The sequence below is a fragment of the Pedobacter ginsenosidimutans genome, from assembly GCF_001442625.1.
GTDB classification, from domain to species: domain Bacteria; phylum Bacteroidota; class Bacteroidia; order Sphingobacteriales; family Sphingobacteriaceae; genus Pedobacter; species Pedobacter ginsenosidimutans.
This window is the reverse complement of record NZ_LMZQ01000006.1, coordinates 222,096-246,051: the sequence shown is the minus strand read 5'-3', so window position 1 is coordinate 246,051 and position 23,956 is coordinate 222,096. Positions and strand designations below refer to the sequence as shown.

Below are 23,956 nucleotides of genomic sequence, written 5' to 3'. Positions count from 1 at the left end.
ATGAAATAATCTATCTATTTTGTTACAGTCTCTCAAACGTTTGCGTAGAGGCACCTTCTTAGTCAGTTAATCTTATTCTAATAGGTTTGATTAACTTAGGTTTATGAAGTTTTTATTATTGATACTATTAATGAGTTTGGGTTTAACAAGCGCAGCTCAGGATGTTAGTCTGGCCTTACAAAAAGCAAAATTGTCAGATAGCGAAACTCTAAATAAGGAGTGGAATAATGCCTCTGAAGGATTAAATATTAGTTTTGCGAATAGTAACCTCAGGTTTGCAAAAGAGGTACCTCCAGCCGTTTCAATTCAAAATACATGGACTACTGCTGCCTGGAAAGGAGAAAAAGTACATACCCAGCTGTTACTTTGGACAAAGGCTAATCATACCAACATCAGTATACAGGTTTCTGATCTGAAAGATCAACAAGGTAATAGCATAAAAAAAGAAAACATTACTTCAGGTATAATTAAATATGTAATTACCGACGAGTTTAGAGATGGCTGTGGCTACCGTAAGGCTGCAGATTTTGATTCATCGTATGTAGCAGACCTGATCGATACTAAAATCAATACGTTCGGCATTAACGCTAACAATACACAGCCGGTCTGGCTAAGTATAAAAGTTCCTCTTAATGTAAAAGCTGGAAATTACTCAGGAACAGTCAAAATAAAAGGCAAAAAAGAATACAATTTGCCAATTAAAATCCATGTACTCGATAAAACTTTACCACCTCCAAGTGAGTGGAAATACGACTTGGATTTATGGCAGCATCCTGCTGCTATTGCCCGAGCGCATAACGTAAAATTATGGAGCAGCGAACATTTTGTTTTAATGAAACCATATTATACCATGTTGGCCAATGCCGGACAGAAAACCATTACGGCAAGTATTGTAAACGAACCCTGGGGGCATCAAACCTTTGATGACTATCCAAGTTTAATCAAATGGACGAAGAAAAAAGATGGCAGTTGGCTTTACGATTATAGCCTATTTGATAAATACATTGCTTTTGTAATGACCACTGGCATAAATCAGCGCATTAATTGCTACAGCATGGTGCCGTGGAAAATTGCTTTTACCTATTGGGATGAAAGTACACAGAAAGAAGCTGTTTTTACAGAAGCCATTGGTAGTTCTGGTTACAATGCTTTTTGGAAGAACATGCTTACTGATTTTACCAAACATTTAAAAGCTAGGAACTGGTTCGAGAAGACATATATCGCTATGGATGAGCGCCCAATGAAAGCTATGCAGGCCGTAATCAAACTATTAAAAAGTGTTGATCCGAAATGGAAACTCGCTTTAGCAGGTGAATACCATCAGGAAATTGAAAAAGATATCGATAATTATTGCATTGCTTCAAAATGGGAATTTCCGGCTGATGTGTTGCAAAAACGTAACGAGCAGGGTAAAACCAGCACCTGGTATACTTGCTGTACCGAACCTTACCCAAATGCATTCAGTTTCTCTTCGCCCGCAGAGCAGGTATGGATGGGTTGGTATACTGCCAATAAAAATATGGATGGTTATTTGCGTTGGGCCTATAACAGCTGGACCAAAAATCCTTTAACCGATACGCGTTTTACAGCTTGGCCTGCTGGCGATACCTATCAGGTTTATCCTGGGCCATTAACATCGGTCAGGTTTGAAAAATTGATTGAAGGTGGACAGGATTTCGAGAAAATTAAACAGCTGCAGGCACTTTACACCAAAAATAAAAATACAGCAGCACTCTCGGAATTGAATAAAGCGTTAGAGAATTTCAACTTAAAATCTTTATCAACCGTTACCGCAGATGAAATTTTGAAACGTGTAAAACCACTGCTAAACAAATAATAAATTAAACCAATTGCTTTTTTGTAGGATTGATAATCTGCCTGGTGTATTGCGAATTGAGTTATGAATGACGAGCTTTCTATAGGAATCTTCAATGGTAGCCTAATCGAAGGATAATCTTTTTCATTTACTTAACCATAGATCCCGGACCAGACCAAAATATTTAATTAACTAATATTTTATATATAAAAACACTTAGTTTTGTTATATGGAAGAACAACAAAACGAGAATCAATTAAACATAGAGCTATCAGAAGAAATTGCAGAAGGGATTTTTTCTAACTTAGCCATTATTACCCATTCTAATACCGAATTCGTATTAGATTTTATCCGTGTAATGCCGGGAATTCCGAAGGCAAAAGTTAAATCAAGGATTATCTTAACCCCAGAACACGCAAAGCGTTTATTATCAGCGTTGGAAGATAATATTCAGAAATTCGAAGCTGTAAACGGACGTATTAAAACTCAAGAAGAACCACCTTTTCCTATGGGCTTCGGCGGGCCAACCGCTCAGGCGTAAGACTATTCAAAATCTTACAAACAAATGTTTGTTTACTATGTTAGCATAGTATATATTTGTGTATAACCATTTATAGATGAAAAAAATTTTATTGAGCGTATTACTTTCTGCCCCACTTTGGGTTTTGGGGCAGGGTTTCCAGGTTAATTTACAAGGACAGAAACAAATTGGTATGGCAGGTGCAGGTTCTGCATTGGCTTTAGATGAGGCTTCCGTATTTTATAATCCCGGTGCAGTAACTTTCTTAGAGAAAAACTCAGTTTCAGCAGGTGTAAACCCATTATTATTCAAATCAGCTTTTAAACAAACGGGTTCGAATGTTACCGAGGATGTGAAGAACAAAATTGCCCCTCCCTTCGAGTTTTATGCGGTGTGGGGGCCGAAATCAAATAAGTGGAAGTTAGGCTTAGGTGTATATACACCTTTCGGCGGTTTAGTAGATTGGGGCGATAATTGGTCTGGTAAGTATGCGTTAACCTCATTAAATTTAAAAGCCATCTATTTTCAACCTACTTTAAGTATTAAAATCACCGATCGTATCGGCATTGGAGCTGGTTTTGTTTATAACCATGGCGATGTGAATCTTCAAAGAGCCATCCCGGTAAATTTTCCTGACGGTCGTTCGGGAAAAGCAACTTTAGATGGTACCGGAACAGGCTATGGATGGAATGCGGGTTTATATATCAAAACATTAAGCAATATCTCTTTTGCGCTTGTACATAAATCAAAGGTAATTACGAAACTTGATGGTGGTTCAGCAGAATTTGAGGTTCCAAAGTCATTAGAAGGATCTTTTCCAGCGGGAAATACTTTTAACGCCGAATTACCTTTACCAGCAACCACAAGTTTAGGTGTGGGTATTCCATTGTCAAAAAGTACAGTTTTAGCTTTTGATGCAAGTTGGGTACAATGGCATATTTATCAGGATTTGTCTTTTGATTATGCTACCAATACACCTGCGCTCGTTGATACAAAATCAGCGCGCAATTATCGTGATGGTTCTTCGTTTAAATTAGGTATTAACCACCAGGCATCAGAGAAATTAGCATTAAGGGCAGGTGTTGGTTATGCCTTTTCTCCAGTACAGGATGGATATGTAACTCCTGAAGCTCCTGATGCTGACCGATACATTTTAAGTGCAGGTTTAGGTTATACTCCAACCCACCATTTTGAAGTTAATGCATCATTCTTTTTTGAAGATGTTAAATCGCGTAAACAAAAGAATATTGAAACGGGCCTGGATGGCACCTTTAAAACTTTAGTTTATGCACCAGGTATTTCGTTAACTTATAAATGGTAGGAGAAATTTAAATGAAAAAATATATATTAAATAGTTTCGTTGCTGCTATCATCCTTTTTGCAGCAGCTTGTAAACCCGAAATAGAAACACCTGCAGGTACAACAGCCGGACAAGCTAATTTTAGTAAATACATTGCAGTAGGTAACTCCTTAACTTCTGGATATGCCGATGGTGGCTTATATTTGGAAGGACAAAAAGTTGCTTATCCAAACTTAATTGCCGCCAAAATGGCTACGGTAGGTGGTGGAGCATTTACCTCTCCGTTTTTTAGTGAAGAACATTTAAATGGCTCAGGTTACATTTCTTTAACAGCACTGGTTAATGGTACGCCAACTTTAACTCCTGTAGTTGATAAACTGGCTATAAGAGATGCAGCGAAGCATTTAGACAAATACAGTGGCGAAATCCAAAATTTAGGTATTCCCGGTATGCGTGTTGATTTGGCTTTTGCGCCAGCATTTAGTGCCGCAAATCCATTTTTTGAACGTTTATTAACTGATGCCCAAGTGGGTACTACAAGTTATTTTCAATATGTTCAAACCAAAAACCATACTTTCTTTTCATTGTGGCTTGGTAATAATGATGTATTGGGTTATGCTTTAAACGGAGCGGTAACTGTATCTACTGATCCAACTACCACTTTAACAGATAAGGTTACTTTTTCTTCTTTGTATGCTAATTTTTTAAATGCCTTAACTGCCGGGGGCCAAAAAGGTATAGTTGGTACAATTCCTGATGTAACTGCTGTTCCTTATTTTAATACAGTTACCGTAGCAGCTTTATTAAATGCTGCTAAAGCAATTAATCCTGCAGCTGCAGCTATTTATATCCAAACAGGAACAGGTGCGGTAAGGTCTGCAACTGCTGAAGATTTAATCCGTTTGCCATTCCAATCAGAAGGCATATTTGGAAAACCAAATGGTTCAGGCATTCCTTATGGTTTGCACCCATTAAATCCGATTGAAAATAGATGGGTATTGGATAAAGATGAAGTAATTAAAGTGAAAGATTATGTAAATAGCTACAACGGTACCATCAAATCTTTAGCCTCAAGCAAAGGTTTAGCCATTGCAGATACTTATGCGTATTTTAATCAGGTTAAAACTGGGATTAATGTTCAGGGTGTTGGTATCAACGCTTCGTTTATTACTGGTGGCGCATTCTCTTTAGATGGTATTCACTTAACGCCGCGTGGAAATGCAGTAATTGCCAATGTATTTATAGATGCCATTAATGCGAAATACGGTTCTACTGTACCAAACATTGATATTACGCAATATAGAGGCGTTAAATTCCCGAATTAATTCAAAAAGATTTTTATATTTAAAAGGTTCTAACACTGTTAGGACCTTTTTTATTTTAGCCTGTCATGGATAAGATTGATTATCTTTTCTTTTTCAATAGGTTCAAACCAATTGATCCCCTCATCTCTTCTAAACCAGGTGAGTTGGCGTTTGGCAAAGCGACGCGTATTTTGTTTAATTGCCGAAACGGCGTCCTCAAGAGATAATTTTCCGTCTAGGTAGTCGAAAAGCTCACTATAGCCTACTGTGTTTAAAGCATTATATTTTTTAAAGGGTATTAGCGATTTTACCTCTTCTACTAAACCATCAGCAATCATTTTATCAACTCTTCTGTTAATCCTGTCATAAAGGACAGCACGATCGGTATTAAGGCCTATTTTAATAATGTTAAATGGTCTTTCCTTTTTTGTAGCCGAAAGCATTGACGAAAGTTTTTGGCCTGTTGATAAAAATACCTCCAAACCCCTGATCATTCTTTGCGGATTTTGTTGATCTACCTTAGCGAAATATTCAGGATCTAATGTTGCCAGCTGTTTTTGGATACTGGGTAATCCTTCTTCTTCAAACTGTTTATTCAGCCTTTCACGTATGGCTAAATCAATGTCTGGCATCTCATCCAGACCATTAATTAAGGCATTAACATATAAACCCGAACCCCCAACCATAATAGCCAGATCGTGGTTTTTGAAAATTTGACCGAGGGTATTTAGGCCTTCTATTTCAAAATCGCCTGTACTAAATAGTTGTGAAACTGAATGAGAATCAATAAAGTGATGTTTTGCCGCTGCTAATTCGGCTGCATCAGGTTTTGCCGTTCCTATGTCCATTTCCTTAAAAAACTGGCGGGAATCGGCAGAAATAATTTCTGTGCCAAAATGTTGTGCCAATTGTATCGCCAAAGCTGTCTTTCCTATTGCAGTGGGTCCAACAATAGAAATTAAGGTTTTCGGTTTTTGAATAGTTTGATCTGCAGTAAGCATAACATTTTAAAAGAAAAAGTCAGATGTATACACCTGACTTTGTATGGATAATAATTCGTTCAGTTAATGCTGATCCCCGAAGTTTCAGGAGAGCATGACGATATGGTGAATTAATAGTCGTCTTTGTGGCTATCATCTTCGAAGTTATCACTATCAGAAAATTCGTCGCCGAATTCGTCTTCTTCGCTTTCTTCATCTTCGTCTCTCTCTTCGGCATTGATCCCCATTTCGCCCATAGCTTCCAATTCGTCGGTATCTTCTGGTACAAAGTTCATTTCATTTAAGAAATCAAATTCGCTTGCCGCCGCTGCTGCACCTCTTGGATCAACAGCCTGTGGACTGTTTTGCTCCATTATTTTGGGTGCTTCACCACTGCTTTTAGCTAGAAATGGATATTCTATATTTGGATCGGCATCTAAAATTATTTTTACAAGCTCCACATGAAAATCATAAGGGCGATCAAAATTGTAGATATAATAAAACTTTTGATGCGGATCTTCAATAAAACCACTCAGTTTAGAATTCTCCATTAAAACTACACGGTCTTTTTTACGTTCGCTTGGTAAATAAGCAATTTCATCACCTTTTAACCAATTATCGGTGCTTACGTAAAAAGAGGAAGATTTTTCGGCATTATAACCCGTAGATCTGTGAATAGCCTTATGCAGGTCTTCAAATGTTTGGTTTGATTTAATGTCGATCTCTCTCACAACATCATCAAAATCTTCGAAAGTAATTCTAAATTTATAAATAGCCATTATAGTGTTTTGGAACCGTAAAAATAAAGTTAATTTATAATTACCACAAATATCAGGTGTTATAAAAGACAGCCTAATTGTAGCGTTTTAGCAATTAAATTATTTATTAACAGGATTTAATCCCATTTGTTTTGCCTGATTTAGCATAAAATTAAATGCTTCTTGATAGTCGTTTGTAATCTCCCCCTCTAATATGGCTTCACGGATGGCATTTTTAATTATACCAACCTCTTTTCCTGCATCAAGACCGAAAGTTTCCATGATATCGTTTCCTGAAATAGGGGGTTGCCAGTTTCTGATTTTATCGCGTTCTTCTACATCCTTAAGCTTTTGCTTAACCAGCTCAAAGTTGTTTCGGTATTTTGTTTTTTTGTATTCGTTTTTAGTGGTTACATCGGCATTGCAAAGCAGCATTAAACTTTCAATTTCTTCGCCGGCATCAAAAAGTAATCTCCTTACCGCTGAATCTGTAACGGTTTCCTGCGCCAGAACAATCGGCCGTAAATGAAGCTGCACCAATTTTTGCACGTACTTCATCTTTTCGTTTAAGGGCAGTTTTAGCTGTGCAAATATTTTAGGAACCATTCTGGCTCCTCTATCTTCATGTCCGTGGAATGTCCAACCGTGGCCTTCTTCAAAACGTTTAGTGGCTGGTTTGGCAATATCGTGTAAAATAGCCGCCCAACGTAACCATAAATCATCAGTATCTGCACAAATGTTATCTAACACTTCAAGTGTATGGTAAAAATTGTCTTTATGCCCTTTTCCTTTTATAATCTCTACCCCATAAAGCTGTGCCATTTGAGGGAAAATGAGCTGCAATAAGCCTGTATCAAAAAGATGTTTAAAGCCGATAGAAGGTTTTTTAGAGAGGATGATTTTATTCATCTCATCTGTTATCCGCTCTTTTGATACGATGGTAATACGCTGTTTTTGCGTTTTAATGGCATTTAGGGCAGCTGGATCGATGTTAAAATTAAGCTGCGAAGCAAAGCGGATTGCCCTCATCATGCGCAAAGGATCGTCGGAAAAAGTAATTTCCGGGTCGAGTGGGGTACGGATGAGTTTATTTTCTAAATCTTTAATCCCGTCAAACGGATCTAACAATTCACCAAAATGATCAGCATTTAGATTGATGGCTAAAGCATTGATGGTAAAATCTCTGCGCAGCTGGTCATCTTCTAAGGTACCATCTTCAACAATTGGTTTACGTGAGTCAGAACGGTAAGATTCTTTTCTGGCGCCTACAAACTCAACTTCTAAATCCTGATATTTGATATTTGCTGTGCCAAAATTTTTAAAAACAGCAACTTTGGTATTTAGTTTTCTGCCTACTGCTTCAGCATATTCTATTCCACTGCCCACCACAACAACATCAATATCTTTTGAAGGGCGATCTAAAAATAAATCGCGAACAAAGCCTCCGATTACATATGCTTCGGTATTGTTCTTATCGGCAATTGTGGATAAGGTTTTAAATATTGGGTTTTGTAGGTGAACCCCTAAATCCCCTGAAGGGGACTTGGAGTTCCCTTCGTTTAAATCAGACTGCATATATAAGGGTAATTCATTTGTTCAAAATTAAGCAAAACATTTGGTCGGTAAAGACTATCAACGATTCAAAGCCCCTTTAGGGGTTGAGGCTTACTTCCTAATAAACTCAAATTGTCCGCCGGGAGAAAGTTTCATAATGGTTGATGGCTTTCTGTTGGTTCGGTTTTCCTGCTCAAAATCTACCACGTAATCAACAGCATCAATAATTTCAGGGGCTATATCGTCAAAGAATTTTGGCGAAGGCTGTCCGCTTAAATTTGCAGAGGTAGAAACTATGGGTTTCCTAAAGCGTTGGATTAATGGTGTGCAAAAATCGTGTTTAACAATTCTGATACCCACACTGCCGTCGGCATTGATTACATTTTGGGCTAAATTTTTTGCTCCAGAGAAAATAATTGTCAAAGGATTTTCAGCATATTCAATTAAATCGTAAGCCACATCAGGTATTTCGGCAACATAACTTTGCAGTTTGCTATCCACATCCAATAATACGATTAAACTCTTTTCGGCCGGACGGTTTTTTATCTTCAATAATTTATCTACCGCCTCGGCATTGCTTGCATCGCAGCCCAAGCCCCAAATGGTATCTGTTGGATATAAAATAACACCACCTGATTTTAATACTTCAAAAGCTTTGTTAATCTCGTCTCTTAGCATTTTACAAAGTTAATTTATTAAGAGGAAGTTAAATAATCTTAATATGTATTTCCTGTGGTGTCAGATATTTCTATCTAACACCCATAAATATCGATGAAAGAATTTTGCGATCGTAACCTGTTCTTATCATTTATTTACTGCAGCAATGTGTTTTAATCCAATAAACTAGTATTTTAGTAATAGGTTATTAAATAAAACATAAAATGAAACACACACTTAAATGGGGTATGCTGTTTACTATTGTAATGGCATTTACCAGTTGTATTGCTGTACTTACTGCATCAGATTACGACAAAAAGATCGATTTTTCTAAGTTAAAATCCTTTGCTTACTACGAAAAAGGCATTGAACATTTAGAATTAAACAACCTCGACAAGCCTAGGATGTTAAATGCCGTTGAAACTGCTATGACAAAAAAAGGTTTTGTTAAAAATGAGCAAGCAGATTTTTTAGTTAACGTAGCGGTTTTGAGCAGTACTAAAGCGAGGGCCGATTGGGGCTATAGCGGAGGCGGTTATCAATGGGATTCAGCTTCATCTTCCTACCAATGGAGAGATTCGCAGTTTGGGCCGCTCAACACCAGCAAACAATACCAGTCTGGTACCATTATCATTGATTTTTTAAATCCCGAAACCAAAGCAATTATGTGGCATGGGGTAGGCGCAGGATTTAATTTCGATGATTATGAGAATAGGGAAGGAAGGATAAATCTGGCTGTAAAACAGATCTTATCAGAATACCCGCCCATAAACTAATTCAACGATTTAATCCAATTGTAAAATATTTAGTCTGAGTGATATAACGTCAAAACATAATCAAATAGAAATCGTTTTACAGATAACAATCTGATTGTAAAAAATGTTAAATGATTTGCCATTTGGTTCCCAAAATCGTTATATTTAAGTCAGGTTATTTATACAACAGCGCACAAAATGAGAACAGCACAAAAATTATTAATGCTTTTTACAGTGGTATTGGCATTAGCAGGATGTACAACACTCCGCACCGCATCAGATTATGATAAAAATGTTGATTTAAGCGGTTACAAAACTTACAATTTTTACGATAAAGGCATAGCAAGGGTTAAACTTAACAATCTGGATAAACGCAGATTAATAGCTGCAGTTGAATCTGAAATGAATGCTAAAGGATTTACGAAATCAGACCGACCTGATTTATTGGTGAATTTAGTGGTAGTTGCCAGAGAAAAAACTGATGTTTATGGCCCAGGTTACTATGGTGGCTGGGGATGGGGCTGGCGTGGCGGCTGGGGAAATCCTTTCTGGGGCGGTGGCGGAACCTACGTAAACCAATATATTGAAGGTACAATCATTATCGATTTCTTAGATCCTGCTAAAAAGATTTTATTCTGGCACGGACAGGGATCTGGTTTTAACTTAGATAGTTTTAATAAAAGAGAACAGCGTTTATACACCGGCGTAAAAGAAATATTGGCGCAATATCCACCAACTGTTACTGCTGCTAAATAATTTGTAGCCGTTACGTTAAAATATCTAAATAGCAATCCATTAATTGCTGAGTAACTACAGGGCTGTTGAATTTTTGAACAAATTCCAGCCCTTTTTCCTTCATCTCTTTTTGGAGCTGAGGTCTTTCTAGAATTTGATTAATGGCTTTTGCAAGTCCGCTAGCATCATCAGGCGAAATGTATAAGCTATCTGGTCCGCCAGCTTCTTCCAGGCACGACCCAGTTGCTGCAACAATAGGAACCGCCGAATATAGCGCCTCGATAATCGGAATACCAAAACCTTCGTAAAAGGAAGGATAAACAAAAACATTTGCCATTTGATAAATACCGGGCAGATCGGCAAAAGGGATATTTTTTAAGAATAAAATTCTGTTTTTAAGGCCGAGTTTTTCTATTTCTTTCTCTACTGTTTTAAAATAAGCCGTTTGTTTACCTATTACTACCAGTTTATACTCCTCATTAACCTCTTTTAGAGCCTGTACAGCCAATTTAAGGTTTTTGCGCTCTTCAATCGTACCAACGTTTAGGATGTATTTTTCAGGCAGTTTATAAGTTGCCTTAATGCGGCTTAAGGTTGCTGCAGCAAAAGGCGTTTTAAAACTGTCATCACAGCTTTGGTAAATTACCTCGATTTTTTCAGAACTGATTCCGTATAAATCAATAATGTCTTCTTTTGTTTTTTCGCTGATGGCGATAATTTTATTGGCACGTTTACAAGCAGATTTGCTTTTCCACTCGTATAATTTTCGGTCGATAAATTTATAATACTGAGGGAAACGAAGAAAAATTAAATCATGAATGGTAACGATCGATTTAATCCGTGTATGTTGTATGGCTAATGGAATTTCATGACTGAGCCCATGATAAATCTGGCAACCATCTTGATTTAAATCTTTAAGGATATTTAAACTTCGCCATAAAAAAGGCCCGTTTTTTGGAAGCTTCAGTTCGATGTTTTCATTTGCGAGAAAAGCATCAATCTGTTTAGCCGATTTTACTTTTGGAGTGTACACCAAATACTGGTGCTGAGGAAACTGATGTGCCAAATGCTCAATTAAAGACCGGCTGTAATTACCTAATCCTGTTAAGTTATTGGCAGCACGCTTGCCATCGTATCCAATTTTCATAGAGGTGTAAGGTTTAAGGTAAAAGGTTTAAGGCTTTGGGTGTTACCTTACACCTTAAGCCCTATACCTTAAGCCATTTATACTGCTACATTATTTTCTCTTAACGCATCGTTAAGAGAAGTTTTCTTATCTGTACTTTCTTTACGTTTACCAATAATTAAAGCACAAGGTACCTGGAATTCGCCTGCAGGGAATTTTTTAGTATAGCTTCCTGGTATAACAACCGAACGTGCAGGAACAATTCCTTTATATTCTACTGGTGTAGGACCGGTAACGTCAATAATTTTGGTTGATGCAGTTAATACTACATTAGCACCTAAAACAGCTTCTCTTTCTACTTTAACACCTTCTACCACAATTGCTCTAGAGCCTAGAAATGCATCATCTTCGATAATAACCGGAGCAGCTTGTACAGGCTCTAAAACACCACCAATACCCACACCACCACTTAAGTGAACGCGTTTACCAATTTGTGCACAAGAACCAACAGTAGCCCAGGTATCAACCATAGTACCTTCATCAACGTAAGCGCCAATGTTTACGTACGATGGCATCATGATTACACCTTTTGCTAAAAACGCACCATAACGCGCACTTGCCATAGGCACAACACGTACACCAGTTGCTTTATAATCGGTTTTTAAATCCATTTTATCGTGGTAAACGAAAGGACCACTTTTAATTTCTTTCATCTCGCGAATCGGGAAATATAAAATTACTGCTTTCTTTACCCATTCATTAATGCCCCAAGAGTTTAAAACTGGCTCAGCAACACGGATTTCGCCCTTATCAAGGCCCATAATAACGGCTTCAATGGCTTCGCAATAGTTGCTATATTTTAAAAGGGTTCTATCCTCCCAAGCGGCTTCAATTAATTTCTTTAAATCTGAATACATGATGTTTTTAAATTTTACGCAAAATAAATCAATTTTTGCTTATTAAATGGTTAATTGTTTAAATTGTTTTGTAGATAGGTTAATTGTTTAAATCGTTTAAACTGGTTAACTATAAGTGGGCGCATGATATAACAGTTACCGATTAACCAGTTTCTACAATTAACCAACATAGGAATTAACCTAATTATGTATTTTTGAATTTTATGACAGAGACAGAAAAACTTAGGATAGATAAATATTTGTGGGCGATCAGGTTGTTTAAAACACGGAGCCTGGCTACCGATGCCTGTAAAGCGGGGAGAGTAAAACTAAAAGGGCAGAATATTAAGCCTTCGGCCATTGTGAAAGTGGGTGAAGTTTATCAGGTATCGAAAGGTATCGAAAAGAAAATTATTGAGGTAGTAGAGCTGTCGTACAACAGAACAGATTCGCCAACAGCCTTAACAAAATACAAAGATTTAACGCCTGTTGAAGAAACGCATGCTTTTAAATCGATGTTTCATGCGCCAAATCTAAAACGCGATAGGGGTACCGGCCGCCCGACTAAAAAGGACCGACGGGAGACAGATGACCTGATTGGAGGAATGTTCGAAGAGGAGGATTAGTTAGTTTCCAGTTTCTAGTTTGCGGTTTTCAGTTTGTGTACTGATCACTGCATACTGCAAATTGAAATACCGCATCCGGTAGCTCATCATAGCTGTTTTGCCCAGTTTTTCGATCAGTTTATAATTGGCAACTGCACCAACTGCTGCACCCACAAATGGAAGCATCTGCGCAAGTTTGGCTAAATCAATATAATCGCGGTATTGCTGTTGGAAGGTAAGCCAGTCAAATTCATCAATATTGGTAGGCAATTGATGGGCTTTATCATCCCAATCCTGCATTTTCATAAATATATTCTGGCTTTCTTCTTTACTTGAAAAGGCCAGCTGGAAGATGTGCAAAATATATAAACGTTCGCGGTAATCTTTAACATCGTATCCGTAAACTGCGGCAATATCAAAAAGCATCTTCATCTTTATGCCCAGCAATAGCGGAAAATCGGCCAGGCTCATTAAAAAACCTCCTGCACCTGTAATTCCGCCTTCGGCAGCACCCGTTTTTTTATAATTTTCTATCTTTTGTTTAATCAATGCTTCTCGGTGCATCAATGTTAAATCTATAATGGGTTTCGATGTGGTAAATGTCGATCCAAAAAGCACCGCCTTAACCATCTGTTTTATAGCAGAAGTTATAGCATTATGAACCTTATCAGGAATATAACTGTTTATTTTTTTCTGCACCCTATTAGTTACCTTATTCAACAGCGAAGGTTTTTGCAAGGTTTTAAACTTCCAGAAATTTAGTTCGCCACTTATTTTTTGTTCGTAGGTCATGCTTAATTACTACAATAATTATTCCTTAAAATTTAACATAAAATAACTTTGAAGAATAAAGAATAAACTATATATTTAGTTACCTGATAAAAACTTAATCCTTTCATTATGAAAACCTTAAAATTATTATGCTTGCTCACGTTTGCTGCTGGAGTAGCAAATGCACAAGGAGTGAAATTTTCTGCTAACAAACCTGCAGCAGGAAGTACAGTTAAATTTACATACGACCCGAAGGGAACCAATCTCGAAAATCTGGCAGATGTGAAGTGTACCGGTTATACTTTTTTTTCAAAATCGAACCCCAAAAGCACTAAAATTGAACTCACTAAAGATGGAGCGGTTTATAAAGGAGAAATCTCTACTCCGGATAGTGTTACAGTGGTTGGACTTGCTTTTTCGGTAGGTGATAAAAAAGATGAAGCGCCTGCCGGTTATGTTTTAGAATTCACTAAAGCAGGGAAAGTGCCAGCTGAAGCTTATCTTAACGAAGCTTTTTTGTACGGATTAGCAGGAAATTACTATTTGGGGCTTACTATCGATCCAGAAAAGGCCGTTTCACTGTATAAACAAGCTTTTGCTTTAAAACCCGAGTTGAAAAAGAAAAATCTAAATCAATATCTGTCGCTCGAGTACAAAGCAGATAAAGACAAAGGAACAAAACTAATCAACGAGAATATTTCTGCATTAACGAAACTAAAAGAACCAAAAGAAGAAGATTTAGGTACAGCTTTAAGCCTTTACTCACTATTAAAGAAAAAAACTCAGGCAGATTCTGTTAAAGCCATCATCATTAAAAAATACCCTAAAGGAAATTACGCCTGGAATGATGGTATGAATTCACTTTATGGTACAAAAGATTTTGCTACACAAATACAAAAGGCCGAAGAAATGATTGCCGCCTTTAAACTTGATCCAGGTAAAACAGTAGATGCAGGTAGATTGAACTCAATTTATAGTATGTTGGCTAACAGCGCTATAAAAGCTAAGGATCTGGGGAAATTTCAGGATTACGCTAAGAAGGTCACCGATAAAATGACCAGGGCAAGTTTGTATAACAATAGTTTTGCCTGGCCGTCTGCTGAGAAAAAAGAGAATATCGAACTTGCTGCTCAGCTTTCAAAACAATCGCTCGAACTGATTGAAGCATCAAGAAATGATGAAATGCCAAAATATTACAACACTAAAGAAGAATACCTCAAATATTTAGACGGCGCTTATGGTATGTATGCTGACACTTATGGACTGTTGCTATATCATCAGGGAAAATTTAAAGAGGCTTTGGCTATGCAAGAGAAAGCCATTCCTTTATATGCAACAGTTCCGCCCGATGTATCGTCCCGTTATGTAACTTATTTAATTAAAGATGGCCAGGATGATAAAGCTTATACTGAGGCCGAAAAATTGATTAAAGAGGGTAAAGGCAATGATTCGCTAAAGAACGAATTTAAAATGCTTTATACTAAACTAAAGAAAGATGGAACTTATGAAACTTATCTGGCCAATTTAGAAAAAGCAGCATTGGAAAAAGAGCGGGCAGAATGGACAAAAAAAATGATTAATATTCCAGCCCCTGCGTTTTCATTAACTAACCTTAAAGGCGAAACCGTAAGCCTAGCCAGTTTGAAAGGAAAGATTGTAATTTTAGATTATTGGGCAACATGGTGCGGACCTTGCGTGTCTTCTTTCCCAGGCATGCAAAAAGCCTTAAACAAATACGCCACTAATCCAAATGTGGTATTCCTGTTTGTAAATACCTGGCAAACAGAAGAGAATAGAGAAAAATTGGTAACTGATTTTATTACTGCAAAAAAATACAATTTTAATGTGTTGTACGATACCAAAAACGTAAAAGACCCTTCCAAATTTGATGTGGTAAGCGCCTATAAAGTTGATGGAATCCCAACCAAATTTGTGATTGACGGAGATGGTAATATCAGGTTTAAAGCTGTAGGTTTTTCTGGCTCTGACGATGGTGTGGTGAAAGAAATAGATTCGATGATCGGCTTGCTGGCAGGAAAAGAATCGAGCAAATAAACAATGATTTCCAAATAAAAAAGGTGCTGATTACCGGCACCTTTTCTATTTTAGTATTCTATCCTCATTGGTGAGGTTTCCCATAGCCTAAAAGCCGACAGGGCTTCATCACGCATCAGCTGGATAACCGGCAGGCTTCTGTTTTCCATCGGCTTGTCTAGCTCTTCATAGATAAATTTATCACTAAAACCAATGTGCTCGGCATCAGCCTTGGTATTTGCATAATAAATCTTGTCAATTCTTGCCCAATAAATTGCGCCTAAACACATAGGACAAGGTTCACAACTGGTATAAATTACACAGCCACTTAAATCGAAACTATTTAATTCGGTACAGGCAAGCCTGATTGCCGAAACCTCTGCATGCGCAGTTGGATCGTTGGTAGAGGTTACCTTATTTGCCGATTTAGCAATCAACCTCCCATCTTTTACCACTACAGCTCCAAAAGGCCCACCAATGCTTTCGCTTACATTTTGTACAGATAACTCGATTGCCATCCGCATATATTCCTGATGTTGATTGTTCATATTAATTTGATCTTTTATAAAAAAACAGCACAAAAAAAATGCCCCGATTTTATACGAGGCATTTATATTTTAATGGCTATTCGCTTATTTTTTGCTGTATTCTGCGTTTAAGCCTTTAATTACTTCTGAAGTAACATCTAAACTCTCGTCGGCAAATAAAATAGCGCTGTTACCTTTTGAGTAAGTTAAAACCATTTTATAACCCTTTTCTTTAGCGTAACCTTTTAAGTAATCAGCAACTTTATCATAAAGTTTTTCATTCTCAGCAGCTTGCTCGTTCTGTAAAGCACCACCAGCATTTTGTTGATAAGTTTGTAGTTCTTGTTGTTTACGTGCTAAACGCTCTTCAGTGCTTTTACGTTGATCGGCCGATAAAGTTTGTGCCGATTGTTGGTATTGTGCAACTTCTCTTTGAAAAGCCTGACCTTTAGCCTGCATGTCTGCCTGAGCATTTTTGGTCTTACCTTCAAATTTCACTTTTAGGTCTTTGAAGTATTCATATTTTGTAAGTAACGAGTCGGAGTTTACATACACAATTTTCTCAGTTTGAGAAACCGCTGCAGTAGTACCCTCTGTTTTTTTAGTTTCAGTAGTTTTAGTGTCTTTGTTCTGGCATGCAGAGAAAGCAGTTATCAAAGTTGCTGTTGCAAGTAAACCAAAGGTTTTAAAGGTTCTTCTTTCCATTCTTGTTTAATAAATTTTAGCAAACTTATATAAATTAGTTTTTATATCCAATTTAAAGCCGATCCGATAAATATAAGCGATTGTAAAATACTAACGATTTTTGATTGAGGAAAGCAATTACAGCATTCATTTTAATGTTACACCCGCTGTCCGCTTTATTTCATGCCCGCTGCCATCGGGTTTAGGTGGCATGGCTAGTAATGGCTATTTGGGGTTGCAGGGTGGCCATAGTAAATTTCATAACGCCAAACGTTCCTACGGAACGAAAAAAATGTTTCATTTTTTTTCTACCCATGAGGCGTTCCTCTGGAACGGGTTGTCGGATTAGAAATGTTAAATCTTAATGTCTATGGGAGACTTAAAAATGAGATATGAGGCGTTCCTCTGGAACGGTTTGCGATTTGGAAATCTTAATCCTTAACGTCCCCTTAGGGACGTTTCGTGGGTAGCCAATTGAATAATTGGCGTTTTCGTTCCGTAGGAACGTTTGGTGGGGCTGGTGCGATAATCCCATAATATTTGCAGGTTGTGGCCACCTAAACCCGATTGAAATGGAAAGCTCCCGCTTCTTCTGCGGGACTTATAACGGAAAGCGGGAGGAGACATGGATTGGAATGCCGGTTTTGCTTTCTAAAACCTGATTTAAACCTGTTTTAATCGCTTTAACTGTAATCTCTTAACAGCTCAAAATTTATCCACATATTAGTTTAAATGCCAAAATTTCCGTATTTTTGATACTTATTGTTTTTAATTAAAATATGAGCGAAGAACAGGATTTAAAGTCAAATTATTCGGCAGATAATATACAGGTTTTAGAAGGTTTAGAAGCGGTGCGTAAGCGCCCTTCAATGTATATAGGTGATACTGGTGTAAAAGGTTTACACCATTTGGTTTACGAGGTTGTAGATAACTCAATTGATGAGGCTTTAGCCGGTCATGCAGATACAATCGATGTTAGAATTTTAGAAGGTAACTCCATCAGAGTTGAAGATAACGGTCGGGGTATTCCGACCGGGATTAATACAAAAGAGAATAAATCGGCGCTTGAAATCGTAATGACGGTTTTACACGCGGGTGGTAAATTTGATAAAGATACCTACAAAGTATCTGGAGGTTTGCACGGTGTGGGGGTAAGTTGCGTTAATGCCTTATCTACACATTTAAAAGCCGAAGTTCACCGTGAAGGTAAAATCTGGATGCAGGAATATAACATTGGTAAACCTTTATACGATGTTAAAGAAGTGGGTGAAACCGATAAACGCGGTACCATCGTAACTTTTAGTCCGGATGCTACCATTTTTACACAAACTACTGAATATAAATACGATACTTTAGCTGGTCGCTTACGTGAATTGGCTTTCTTAAATAAAGGAATCACCTTAACGCTAACAGACGAGCGTGAGGTCTTAGAAGATGGTAAATTCTTGTCAGAAGTATTCCACTCTGATGGTGGTTTAAAAGAATTTGTTGCCTTTTTAGATGGAACAAGAGCATCTTTTTTGCCAGAACCGATTTATATCGATGGTATAAAAAACGGTGTTCCGGTTGAGCTGGCTTTTCAGTACAACGATAGTTACTCAGAAAATGTTCACTCTTATGTGAATAACATCAATACACACGAAGGTGGTACGCACATCGCTGGTTTCCGTAGAGGTTTAACACGTACGTTAAAAAGCTATGCTGATAAATCAGGTTTGTTGAAAAACCTCAAAATGGAAATTACTGGTGATGACTTTAGAGAAGGTTTAACGGCGGTAGTTTCTGTAAAAGTTCAGGAGCCTCAATTTGAAGGGCAGACTAAAACTAAACTGGGTAACAGTGAGGTAATGGGTGCAGTAGATGTAGCTGTAGGCGAAGCATTAGGTGCTTATTTGGAAGAAAATCCGAAAGAGGCTAAAATGATCGTTAACAAGGTAATCTTGGCTGCAACGGCCCGTGCTGCGGCGCGTAAGGCCCGTGAGATGGTTCAGCGTAAGAGTGTAATGGGTGGTTCTGGTTTGCCAGGTAAATTGGCCGATTGCTCAGACAGTGATCCTGAAAAATGTGAAATCTACCTGGTAGAGGGTGATTCGGCGGGTGGTACCGCTAAACAAGGTCGTGATCGAAACATTCAGGCTATTTTACCACTAAAAGGTAAAATCTTGAATGTAGAAAAAGCGATGGAGCACAAAATCTATGAGAATGATGAGATCAAGAATATGTTTACCGCTATCGGTGTGAGTATTGGTACACCAGAAGATGATAAAGCATTAAACCTAACTAAATTACGTTACCACAAGATCGTAATTATGACGGATGCGGATATTGATGGTTCTCACATTACCACTTTGATCTTAACATTTTTCTATCGTTATATGAGGGCATTAATCGAAGCGGGTTATGTTTACATTGCATCGCCACCACTTTACCAGGTTAAAAAAGGTAAAGATTTCGAATATTGCTGGAATGATGTACAACGCGATGCAGCTGTACAACGTATTAAAGGTAATGGTAAAGAAGATAGCGTACACATTCAACGTTACAAAGGTTTGGGTGAGATGAACGCTGAACAACTTTGGGATACCACGTTAAATCCTGCTACACGTACTTTATTACAGGCTACAATTGAAAGTGCTGCAGAATGCGATCATACATTCTCTATGTTAATGGGCGATGAAGTTGCTCCACGTAGAGAGTTTATTGAGCGTAATGCAAAATATGCGAAAATTGATGCTTAATTAAGCGAAAGGCTCAAAGAAAAAGCTGAAAGCAAAATAAATGAAACCTCTTCAAGTTAAATCTTGGAGAGGTTTTTTTGTGTAGATTCGTCATTGCAATGACGATAACCCAATGATTGTGGTGTAAGATGTTACCATCTTACACTGCGCTGAATTTTTCTTTTTCGGGTACCTTTAGTAATCACGAGTCAGATGGTAACATCTGACTACACAATAATGATTGTAAAACCAAAGCCATTCGTAAACAGAATGGCTTTGGTTCACTATAAACCTTTCAAAATGATTGTGCTATCCAGTACAAATACATTTTGATTAACTAACCATCTCAATGGATGAGATTATTTTATGGCATTGATTATTACAGGATGTAATATGACCCTACAGGTGCCAATTCGGTTTGAGGTTTGTCCTCGTATATTTTATTATCGTCCAGCATCTGACATAGATCGCGTTCAATAGTTCTGCAGATCGTTGTGGTTGGTGTATCTGTAGGTTTATTTTCAAAAGGATCCTGAAGATGCACCGCCATTTTTTCTACCAACAGGAAGAACGCAGCTATGGCAACCACTAATGGAACTTCCATGTAGCCAAAGTATTCAATTAAGCCAAAAGGCAGTAACACGATGAATAAATGGATAGACATGTTAATGTATTTACTATAAGTAACCGGAAAAACAGTATTTTTTATTCTTTCCGATCCACCCATGTGGTTGCATAAAGCTGTAATGGTTTTATCAATTTCTATTTGCTGATATTTATTGATCCAGCCTTCTTGCAATGCCTTTTTTAAGTCCATTGCGTGCAACTCTAATATCGTAGTAGTTACATTTTTACGTTTTTTAATAAAAGCGATTTCCTCTGCACACAGGTATTCTTCCAAACCTTTGCGTGGGTTAAAACCTCTTAGTGATTGGCTTAAGGCATAACACCAGGCAATCTGCCTTTTTATAAAACGTTCTTTAAACGCCTCAACCTCATCTAAGCCATAAGGGTTTTCTACAAAAGATAATATCTGGCGCGACAGGGTTCTCGAATCGTTAACAATTGCACCCCAAAGAATTCTGGCTTCCCACCATCTATCGTAAGCCTGGTTAGACCGGAATGCTAATAGCAGGGAAATGATTGTTCCCAGTAGTGCAGGTACAGCAACAGGAATGGAAATTCGTGTAACATGAAAGTTTTCATACAACACTACAATACCTATGGAGTAGCCAATAACAAACAGGAGTTCTTTTTTGATCTTTCCGAATATATAAGTGAGCGGAATATTATTTCGTAACAGCATAATATAAAGTTTAAAGTGTGGATGATTAAGCGTTTGCTTCTTGCAACTGCGTTTCGTGTATTTTTGTATCGATTAAGTTTTCGCTAGCATGAACTGTCAAGGTATTTAGCTGGATTACTTCGCAACCTGCACGTTCTGTTAATATTTTAGGGTCGATGCTATATTTGTTGATCGGCGTAAAATTATATTCTTTTAAGTAGGCAATACGTTCTACATCAAAAGCTTCGATAAAGTTTTTGAAAGCGGCTACTGTACTTCCGTAAAAGTATTCGATTCCAATGGCATTGATCTGACTAGGGTATTTTGCCTTGGCTTGATTTATCTGCTGATAAAATTCGTTGCTAACATTTTCGTAATCGCGGCTGCGGCGACTTAACATTAACATATCGGTTATAGAATCCGATAATTTAAAGGCATGTACAAAAATGATGTTTAAGGTTTCATTTTTTTGATGTTGAACAAGTGCATCAATAATTTTAATGCTTTCTAATTTAAAGTCGGTTGGTACTAATACTGTTTTCATCGCTATATCTTGTTTAAATGAATTGAAAAATTATTTATACAAGTTTAGCTTGATGTTATTATAGCGAAATAAGAGTAAGATTAGAATGAGATTAGAGTGTACTCCCTTTTGGAGTGGCTGTAAGTTTGGTTAACTGTATAAATTCGTTAATTGTACCATTAGGCTAGTAACAGTTAACCAGTTTTAACGATTTAAACAATTAACCATTAAGCGAACTAACTTTTGGTCGGCAATAAAACCTTAATCTCTGTGCCAACTCCTTCCTGCGATTTAATTGCAATACTACCCCGGTGTAAACGGATAATATTCAATGAAAGTGGTAAGCCAACGCCATATCCCTTAAAATCATTGGTATTAGAAGCACGATAAAAGGGTTCGAATATATGCTGTATATCTGTTTGCGGTATTCCAATTCCTCTATCTGTTACAGCAATAGAAAGCATATTGGCATTGCTTTCAATACTAATGCTTACCAGATTTTCATTTGAGTATTTACAGGCATTATTTACAATATTGCTGATGGCAAGCTTAATCAGGTTTTTGTTTACCCGTAGGGTTAGTAATTCATCATCATCAGGAAGTTTGGTGAAATCGATTTCTATTTGACTGTTGGGATGTACCTGATTAACGGATTCTTTAATTTCCCATAATAGTTCGTCCATCCGCACTTCTTCCCAGGGTTGGTTTTTTCCATTAAATCCAGATTGTGCCAGGCCCAGTAAACTGGTTAAGATATGTTCTAATCTTTCTGCCTCATCCTTAATTTTTGCTAATGCTTTTTCCTGTTTTGCGGTATCTTCGATGGTCTTCATTGCTAGCTCAACTTCACCACTAATAATAGTTAATGGTGTTCTTAACTCGTGCGAAGCATTACTGATAAAGTTATTCTGTGTTTCGAAAGCTGTTTCTAAGCGGTTAAGCATGTTATTAAAGGTTTGGGCCAATTGCGACATTTCATCGTTACCTTTTTTTACATCCAACCTTAAGTGTAAGTTTTCAGCCTTTATTTTTTTTACGCTCTTAATTATATTTCTTAGGGGCATTAACATGTAGTTGGAAAATTTCCAGCCAACTACAAAAGATAAAATAACAGAAAGGAAAAAACCGATAATCAAGATTCTTTGGAGGTCTTTTAGTTCCCTGAAGCCAAAGGGATCGTTTGCCGAAACAATCACTATATATCCTTTATTTGGATTTTTAAAGAATTTTCCGGCATAAAAGTGATTCTCAACACGATAACGTGCTACGTATCCGGCATTTATGCGGTTATAAAAACTAGCCGGTAGCTCCCGGTCCAATTTGTTGGTTGGTTTTCCAGCTTCTATGATATACTCTTTTTCTGAAGGTAAGCGTTCCAGGTATTGATTACGCATTTTAGCATAAACTTTATTGTTGCCATCTTCATATAGTTTGATCTGGGCAGCAATGTTAACCCTGGCTTCTAAACGTTTATAAAAATCTTCAAAGGCGAAATCGTTAGAAAAATACCAAACAAAACCACTTAATAAGGAGATAATAATTGCCGATAAAATGGCGAAAAGTAAGGTAATTTTCTTGGCTATCTCCATTATTTTTCTTTTAATATATAGCCCAGGCCTACAACAGTGTGAATGAGTTTCTGATCTGAATTTTTATCTATCTTTTTGCGAAGATAATTAACATAAACATCAACCACATTGGTGCCAAGGTTAAAGTCGATATCCCAAACGTTTTCTAAAATGTCTATCCTCGATAAAATTTTTGATTTGTTTTTGGCCATATACTCGATCAGGCGATATTCTGTTGCCGTAAGTATAATTTCCTGTTGGTTTCGTTTTACCGTTTTTGCGCTTAAATTAAGCTGGAGATCTGCTATGGAGATAATCTGATCTTGCGAAACCACACCATGATATCGCCTCAACAGCATTCTGATCCTTGCAAAAAGTTCAGCAAATTTAAATGGCTTTATTAAATAATCATCAGCACCATTATCCAGTCCGTTTACTACATTTTCTGTAGTACCCAATGCCGTAAGCATAATAATAGGCGTATTTGGTTTTTGTTCTTTAATGATTTTGCAGAGTTCCAAACCATTTATTCCAGGTAGCATAATATCCAGGATAATCAGATCGAACTGGTTTTCTATAGCCATCTGTTTCCCGATTAAACCATCAGGAGCTATACTTACGGTAAATCCTTCATCGGTTAAACCCCTCGAAATTACAGATACAACGCTCGGTTCATCTTCTACAAGTAATAAATTCATTTTGTTGGCAAGTAATCTAAAAAATGGGGAATTACAAAATATTAATCGCTGATTAACTGATTTTTAATGCTTTTTTAACGCAAAGCCGACACAATTGTTTGGATGATTGCAAATTGACGTAAAAAAAGCCTCTCAAAAGAGAG

General features: G+C 37.3%; 22 protein-coding genes. 9 read left to right on the top strand and 13 right to left on the bottom strand.

Annotated features, from left to right (window positions below; genetic code table 11):
• Positions 1-103 precede the first annotated feature (103 nt).
• The 4 genes from ASU31_RS11565 to ASU31_RS11550 all read left to right on the top strand — a co-directional run bounded on the left by ASU31_RS11565 (position 104) and on the right by ASU31_RS11550 (position 4,961).
• Positions 104-1,837, top strand: coding sequence for a DUF4091 domain-containing protein (locus tag ASU31_RS11565; protein WP_083505342.1), 1,734 nt, complete (start codon positions 104-106; stop codon positions 1,835-1,837).
• A gap of 208 nt (positions 1,838-2,045) precedes the next feature.
• A complete protein-coding gene (locus ASU31_RS11560; protein ID WP_029279713.1) occupies positions 2,046-2,357 on the top strand; it encodes a DUF3467 domain-containing protein in 312 nt (103 codons plus the stop codon).
• Positions 2,358-2,433: 76 nt separating this feature from the next.
• Positions 2,434-3,657: an OmpP1/FadL family transporter gene (locus tag ASU31_RS11555; RefSeq protein WP_057932469.1), complete on the top strand. Its 1,224-nt coding sequence runs from the start codon at positions 2,434-2,436 to the stop codon at positions 3,655-3,657.
• Positions 3,658-3,668: 11 nt separating this feature from the next.
• The gene (locus tag ASU31_RS11550; RefSeq protein ID WP_057932468.1) at positions 3,669-4,961 is read left to right on the top strand and encodes an SGNH/GDSL hydrolase family protein; all 1,293 of its coding nucleotides are present in this window, start codon (positions 3,669-3,671) and stop codon (positions 4,959-4,961) included.
• Positions 4,962-5,011: 50 nt separating this feature from the next.
• On the opposite strand, the gene miaA is transcribed toward ASU31_RS11550, so the two are convergent.
• The 4 genes from miaA to ASU31_RS11530 form a co-directional block, all read right to left on the bottom strand.
• Positions 5,012-5,941 carry a tRNA (adenosine(37)-N6)-dimethylallyltransferase MiaA gene (gene miaA / locus ASU31_RS11545; protein ID WP_057932467.1) on the bottom strand — a complete coding sequence of 310 codons (930 nt, stop codon included), beginning with the start codon at positions 5,939-5,941 and terminating at the stop codon, positions 5,012-5,014.
• A 110-nt stretch (positions 5,942-6,051) separates the two neighbouring features.
• A complete protein-coding gene (locus tag ASU31_RS11540; RefSeq protein WP_057932466.1) occupies positions 6,052-6,699 on the bottom strand; it encodes an IS1096 element passenger TnpR family protein in 648 nt (215 codons plus the stop codon).
• Positions 6,700-6,798: 99 nt separating this feature from the next.
• Positions 6,799-8,253 carry a CCA tRNA nucleotidyltransferase gene (locus tag ASU31_RS11535; RefSeq protein WP_057932465.1) on the bottom strand — a complete coding sequence of 485 codons (1,455 nt, stop codon included), beginning with the start codon at positions 8,251-8,253 and terminating at the stop codon, positions 6,799-6,801.
• Between the two features lie 90 nt (positions 8,254-8,343).
• The gene (locus ASU31_RS11530) at positions 8,344-8,910 is read right to left on the bottom strand and encodes an L-threonylcarbamoyladenylate synthase (protein WP_057932464.1); all 567 of its coding nucleotides are present in this window, start codon (positions 8,908-8,910) and stop codon (positions 8,344-8,346) included.
• 203 nt (positions 8,911-9,113) lie between these two features.
• Here ASU31_RS11530 and ASU31_RS11525 point away from each other — a divergent pair, with 203 nt between their 5' ends.
• Both ASU31_RS11525 and ASU31_RS11520 read left to right on the top strand, forming a co-directional pair.
• On the top strand, positions 9,114-9,665 hold the full coding sequence (locus tag ASU31_RS11525; RefSeq protein ID WP_057932463.1) for a DUF4136 domain-containing protein: 552 nt from the start codon (positions 9,114-9,116) through the stop codon (positions 9,663-9,665).
• A gap of 177 nt (positions 9,666-9,842) precedes the next feature.
• Complete coding sequence (locus ASU31_RS11520) at positions 9,843-10,400, top strand: DUF4136 domain-containing protein (protein ID WP_057932462.1); 558 nt, start codon at positions 9,843-9,845, stop codon at positions 10,398-10,400.
• Positions 10,401-10,410: 10 nt separating this feature from the next.
• Here ASU31_RS11520 and ASU31_RS11515 read toward each other — a convergent pair whose 3' ends face one another.
• A complete protein-coding gene (locus ASU31_RS11515) occupies positions 10,411-11,526 on the bottom strand; it encodes a glycosyltransferase family 4 protein (protein WP_057932461.1) in 1,116 nt (371 codons plus the stop codon).
• Between the two features lie 77 nt (positions 11,527-11,603).
• Positions 11,604-12,422 carry a 2,3,4,5-tetrahydropyridine-2,6-dicarboxylate N-succinyltransferase gene (locus tag ASU31_RS11510; protein WP_057932460.1) on the bottom strand — a complete coding sequence of 273 codons (819 nt, stop codon included), beginning with the start codon at positions 12,420-12,422 and terminating at the stop codon, positions 11,604-11,606.
• 203 nt (positions 12,423-12,625) lie between these two features.
• Here ASU31_RS11510 and ASU31_RS11505 point away from each other — a divergent pair, with 203 nt between their 5' ends.
• Positions 12,626-13,027 (top strand): RNA-binding S4 domain-containing protein, encoded by a 402-nt coding sequence (locus ASU31_RS11505; RefSeq protein WP_029279693.1) that lies wholly within the window; start codon positions 12,626-12,628, stop codon positions 13,025-13,027.
• Here ASU31_RS11505 and ASU31_RS11500 read toward each other — a convergent pair whose 3' ends face one another.
• Positions 13,028-13,798 (bottom strand): EcsC family protein, encoded by a 771-nt coding sequence (locus ASU31_RS11500; protein ID WP_057932459.1) that lies wholly within the window; start codon positions 13,796-13,798, stop codon positions 13,028-13,030.
• Positions 13,799-13,906: 108 nt separating this feature from the next.
• Between ASU31_RS11500 and ASU31_RS11495 the strand changes: the two genes are divergently transcribed.
• Positions 13,907-15,832 (top strand): redoxin domain-containing protein, encoded by a 1,926-nt coding sequence (locus tag ASU31_RS11495; RefSeq protein WP_057932458.1) that lies wholly within the window; start codon positions 13,907-13,909, stop codon positions 15,830-15,832.
• A gap of 50 nt (positions 15,833-15,882) precedes the next feature.
• On the opposite strand, the gene ASU31_RS11490 is transcribed toward ASU31_RS11495, so the two are convergent.
• On the bottom strand, positions 15,883-16,359 hold the full coding sequence (locus ASU31_RS11490) for a nucleoside deaminase (RefSeq protein WP_083505341.1): 477 nt from the start codon (positions 16,357-16,359) through the stop codon (positions 15,883-15,885).
• An 84-nt stretch (positions 16,360-16,443) separates the two neighbouring features.
• A complete protein-coding gene (locus ASU31_RS11485) occupies positions 16,444-17,043 on the bottom strand; it encodes an OmpH/Skp family outer membrane protein (RefSeq protein WP_029279685.1) in 600 nt (199 codons plus the stop codon).
• A gap of 758 nt (positions 17,044-17,801) precedes the next feature.
• Between ASU31_RS11485 and gyrB the strand changes: the two genes are divergently transcribed.
• Positions 17,802-19,760, top strand: a complete 1,959-nt coding sequence (gene gyrB / locus ASU31_RS11480) for a DNA topoisomerase (ATP-hydrolyzing) subunit B (protein ID WP_057932457.1) — start codon at positions 17,802-17,804, stop codon at positions 19,758-19,760.
• Positions 19,761-20,118: 358 nt separating this feature from the next.
• On the opposite strand, the gene ASU31_RS11475 is transcribed toward gyrB, so the two are convergent.
• The 4 genes from ASU31_RS11475 to ASU31_RS11460 form a co-directional block, all read right to left on the bottom strand.
• Positions 20,119-21,045, bottom strand: coding sequence for a bestrophin family protein (locus ASU31_RS11475; RefSeq protein WP_057932456.1), 927 nt, complete (start codon positions 21,043-21,045; stop codon positions 20,119-20,121).
• A gap of 25 nt (positions 21,046-21,070) precedes the next feature.
• Positions 21,071-21,568, bottom strand: coding sequence for a hypothetical protein (locus tag ASU31_RS11470; RefSeq protein WP_057932455.1), 498 nt, complete (start codon positions 21,566-21,568; stop codon positions 21,071-21,073).
• A 215-nt stretch (positions 21,569-21,783) separates the two neighbouring features.
• The gene (locus ASU31_RS11465; protein ID WP_057932454.1) at positions 21,784-23,136 is read right to left on the bottom strand and encodes a sensor histidine kinase; all 1,353 of its coding nucleotides are present in this window, start codon (positions 23,134-23,136) and stop codon (positions 21,784-21,786) included.
• The gene (locus tag ASU31_RS11460) at positions 23,136-23,813 is read right to left on the bottom strand and encodes a response regulator transcription factor (protein ID WP_057932453.1); all 678 of its coding nucleotides are present in this window, start codon (positions 23,811-23,813) and stop codon (positions 23,136-23,138) included. The genes ASU31_RS11465 and ASU31_RS11460 overlap by 1 nt, the downstream gene beginning before the upstream one ends.
• Positions 23,814-23,956 lie beyond the last annotated feature (143 nt).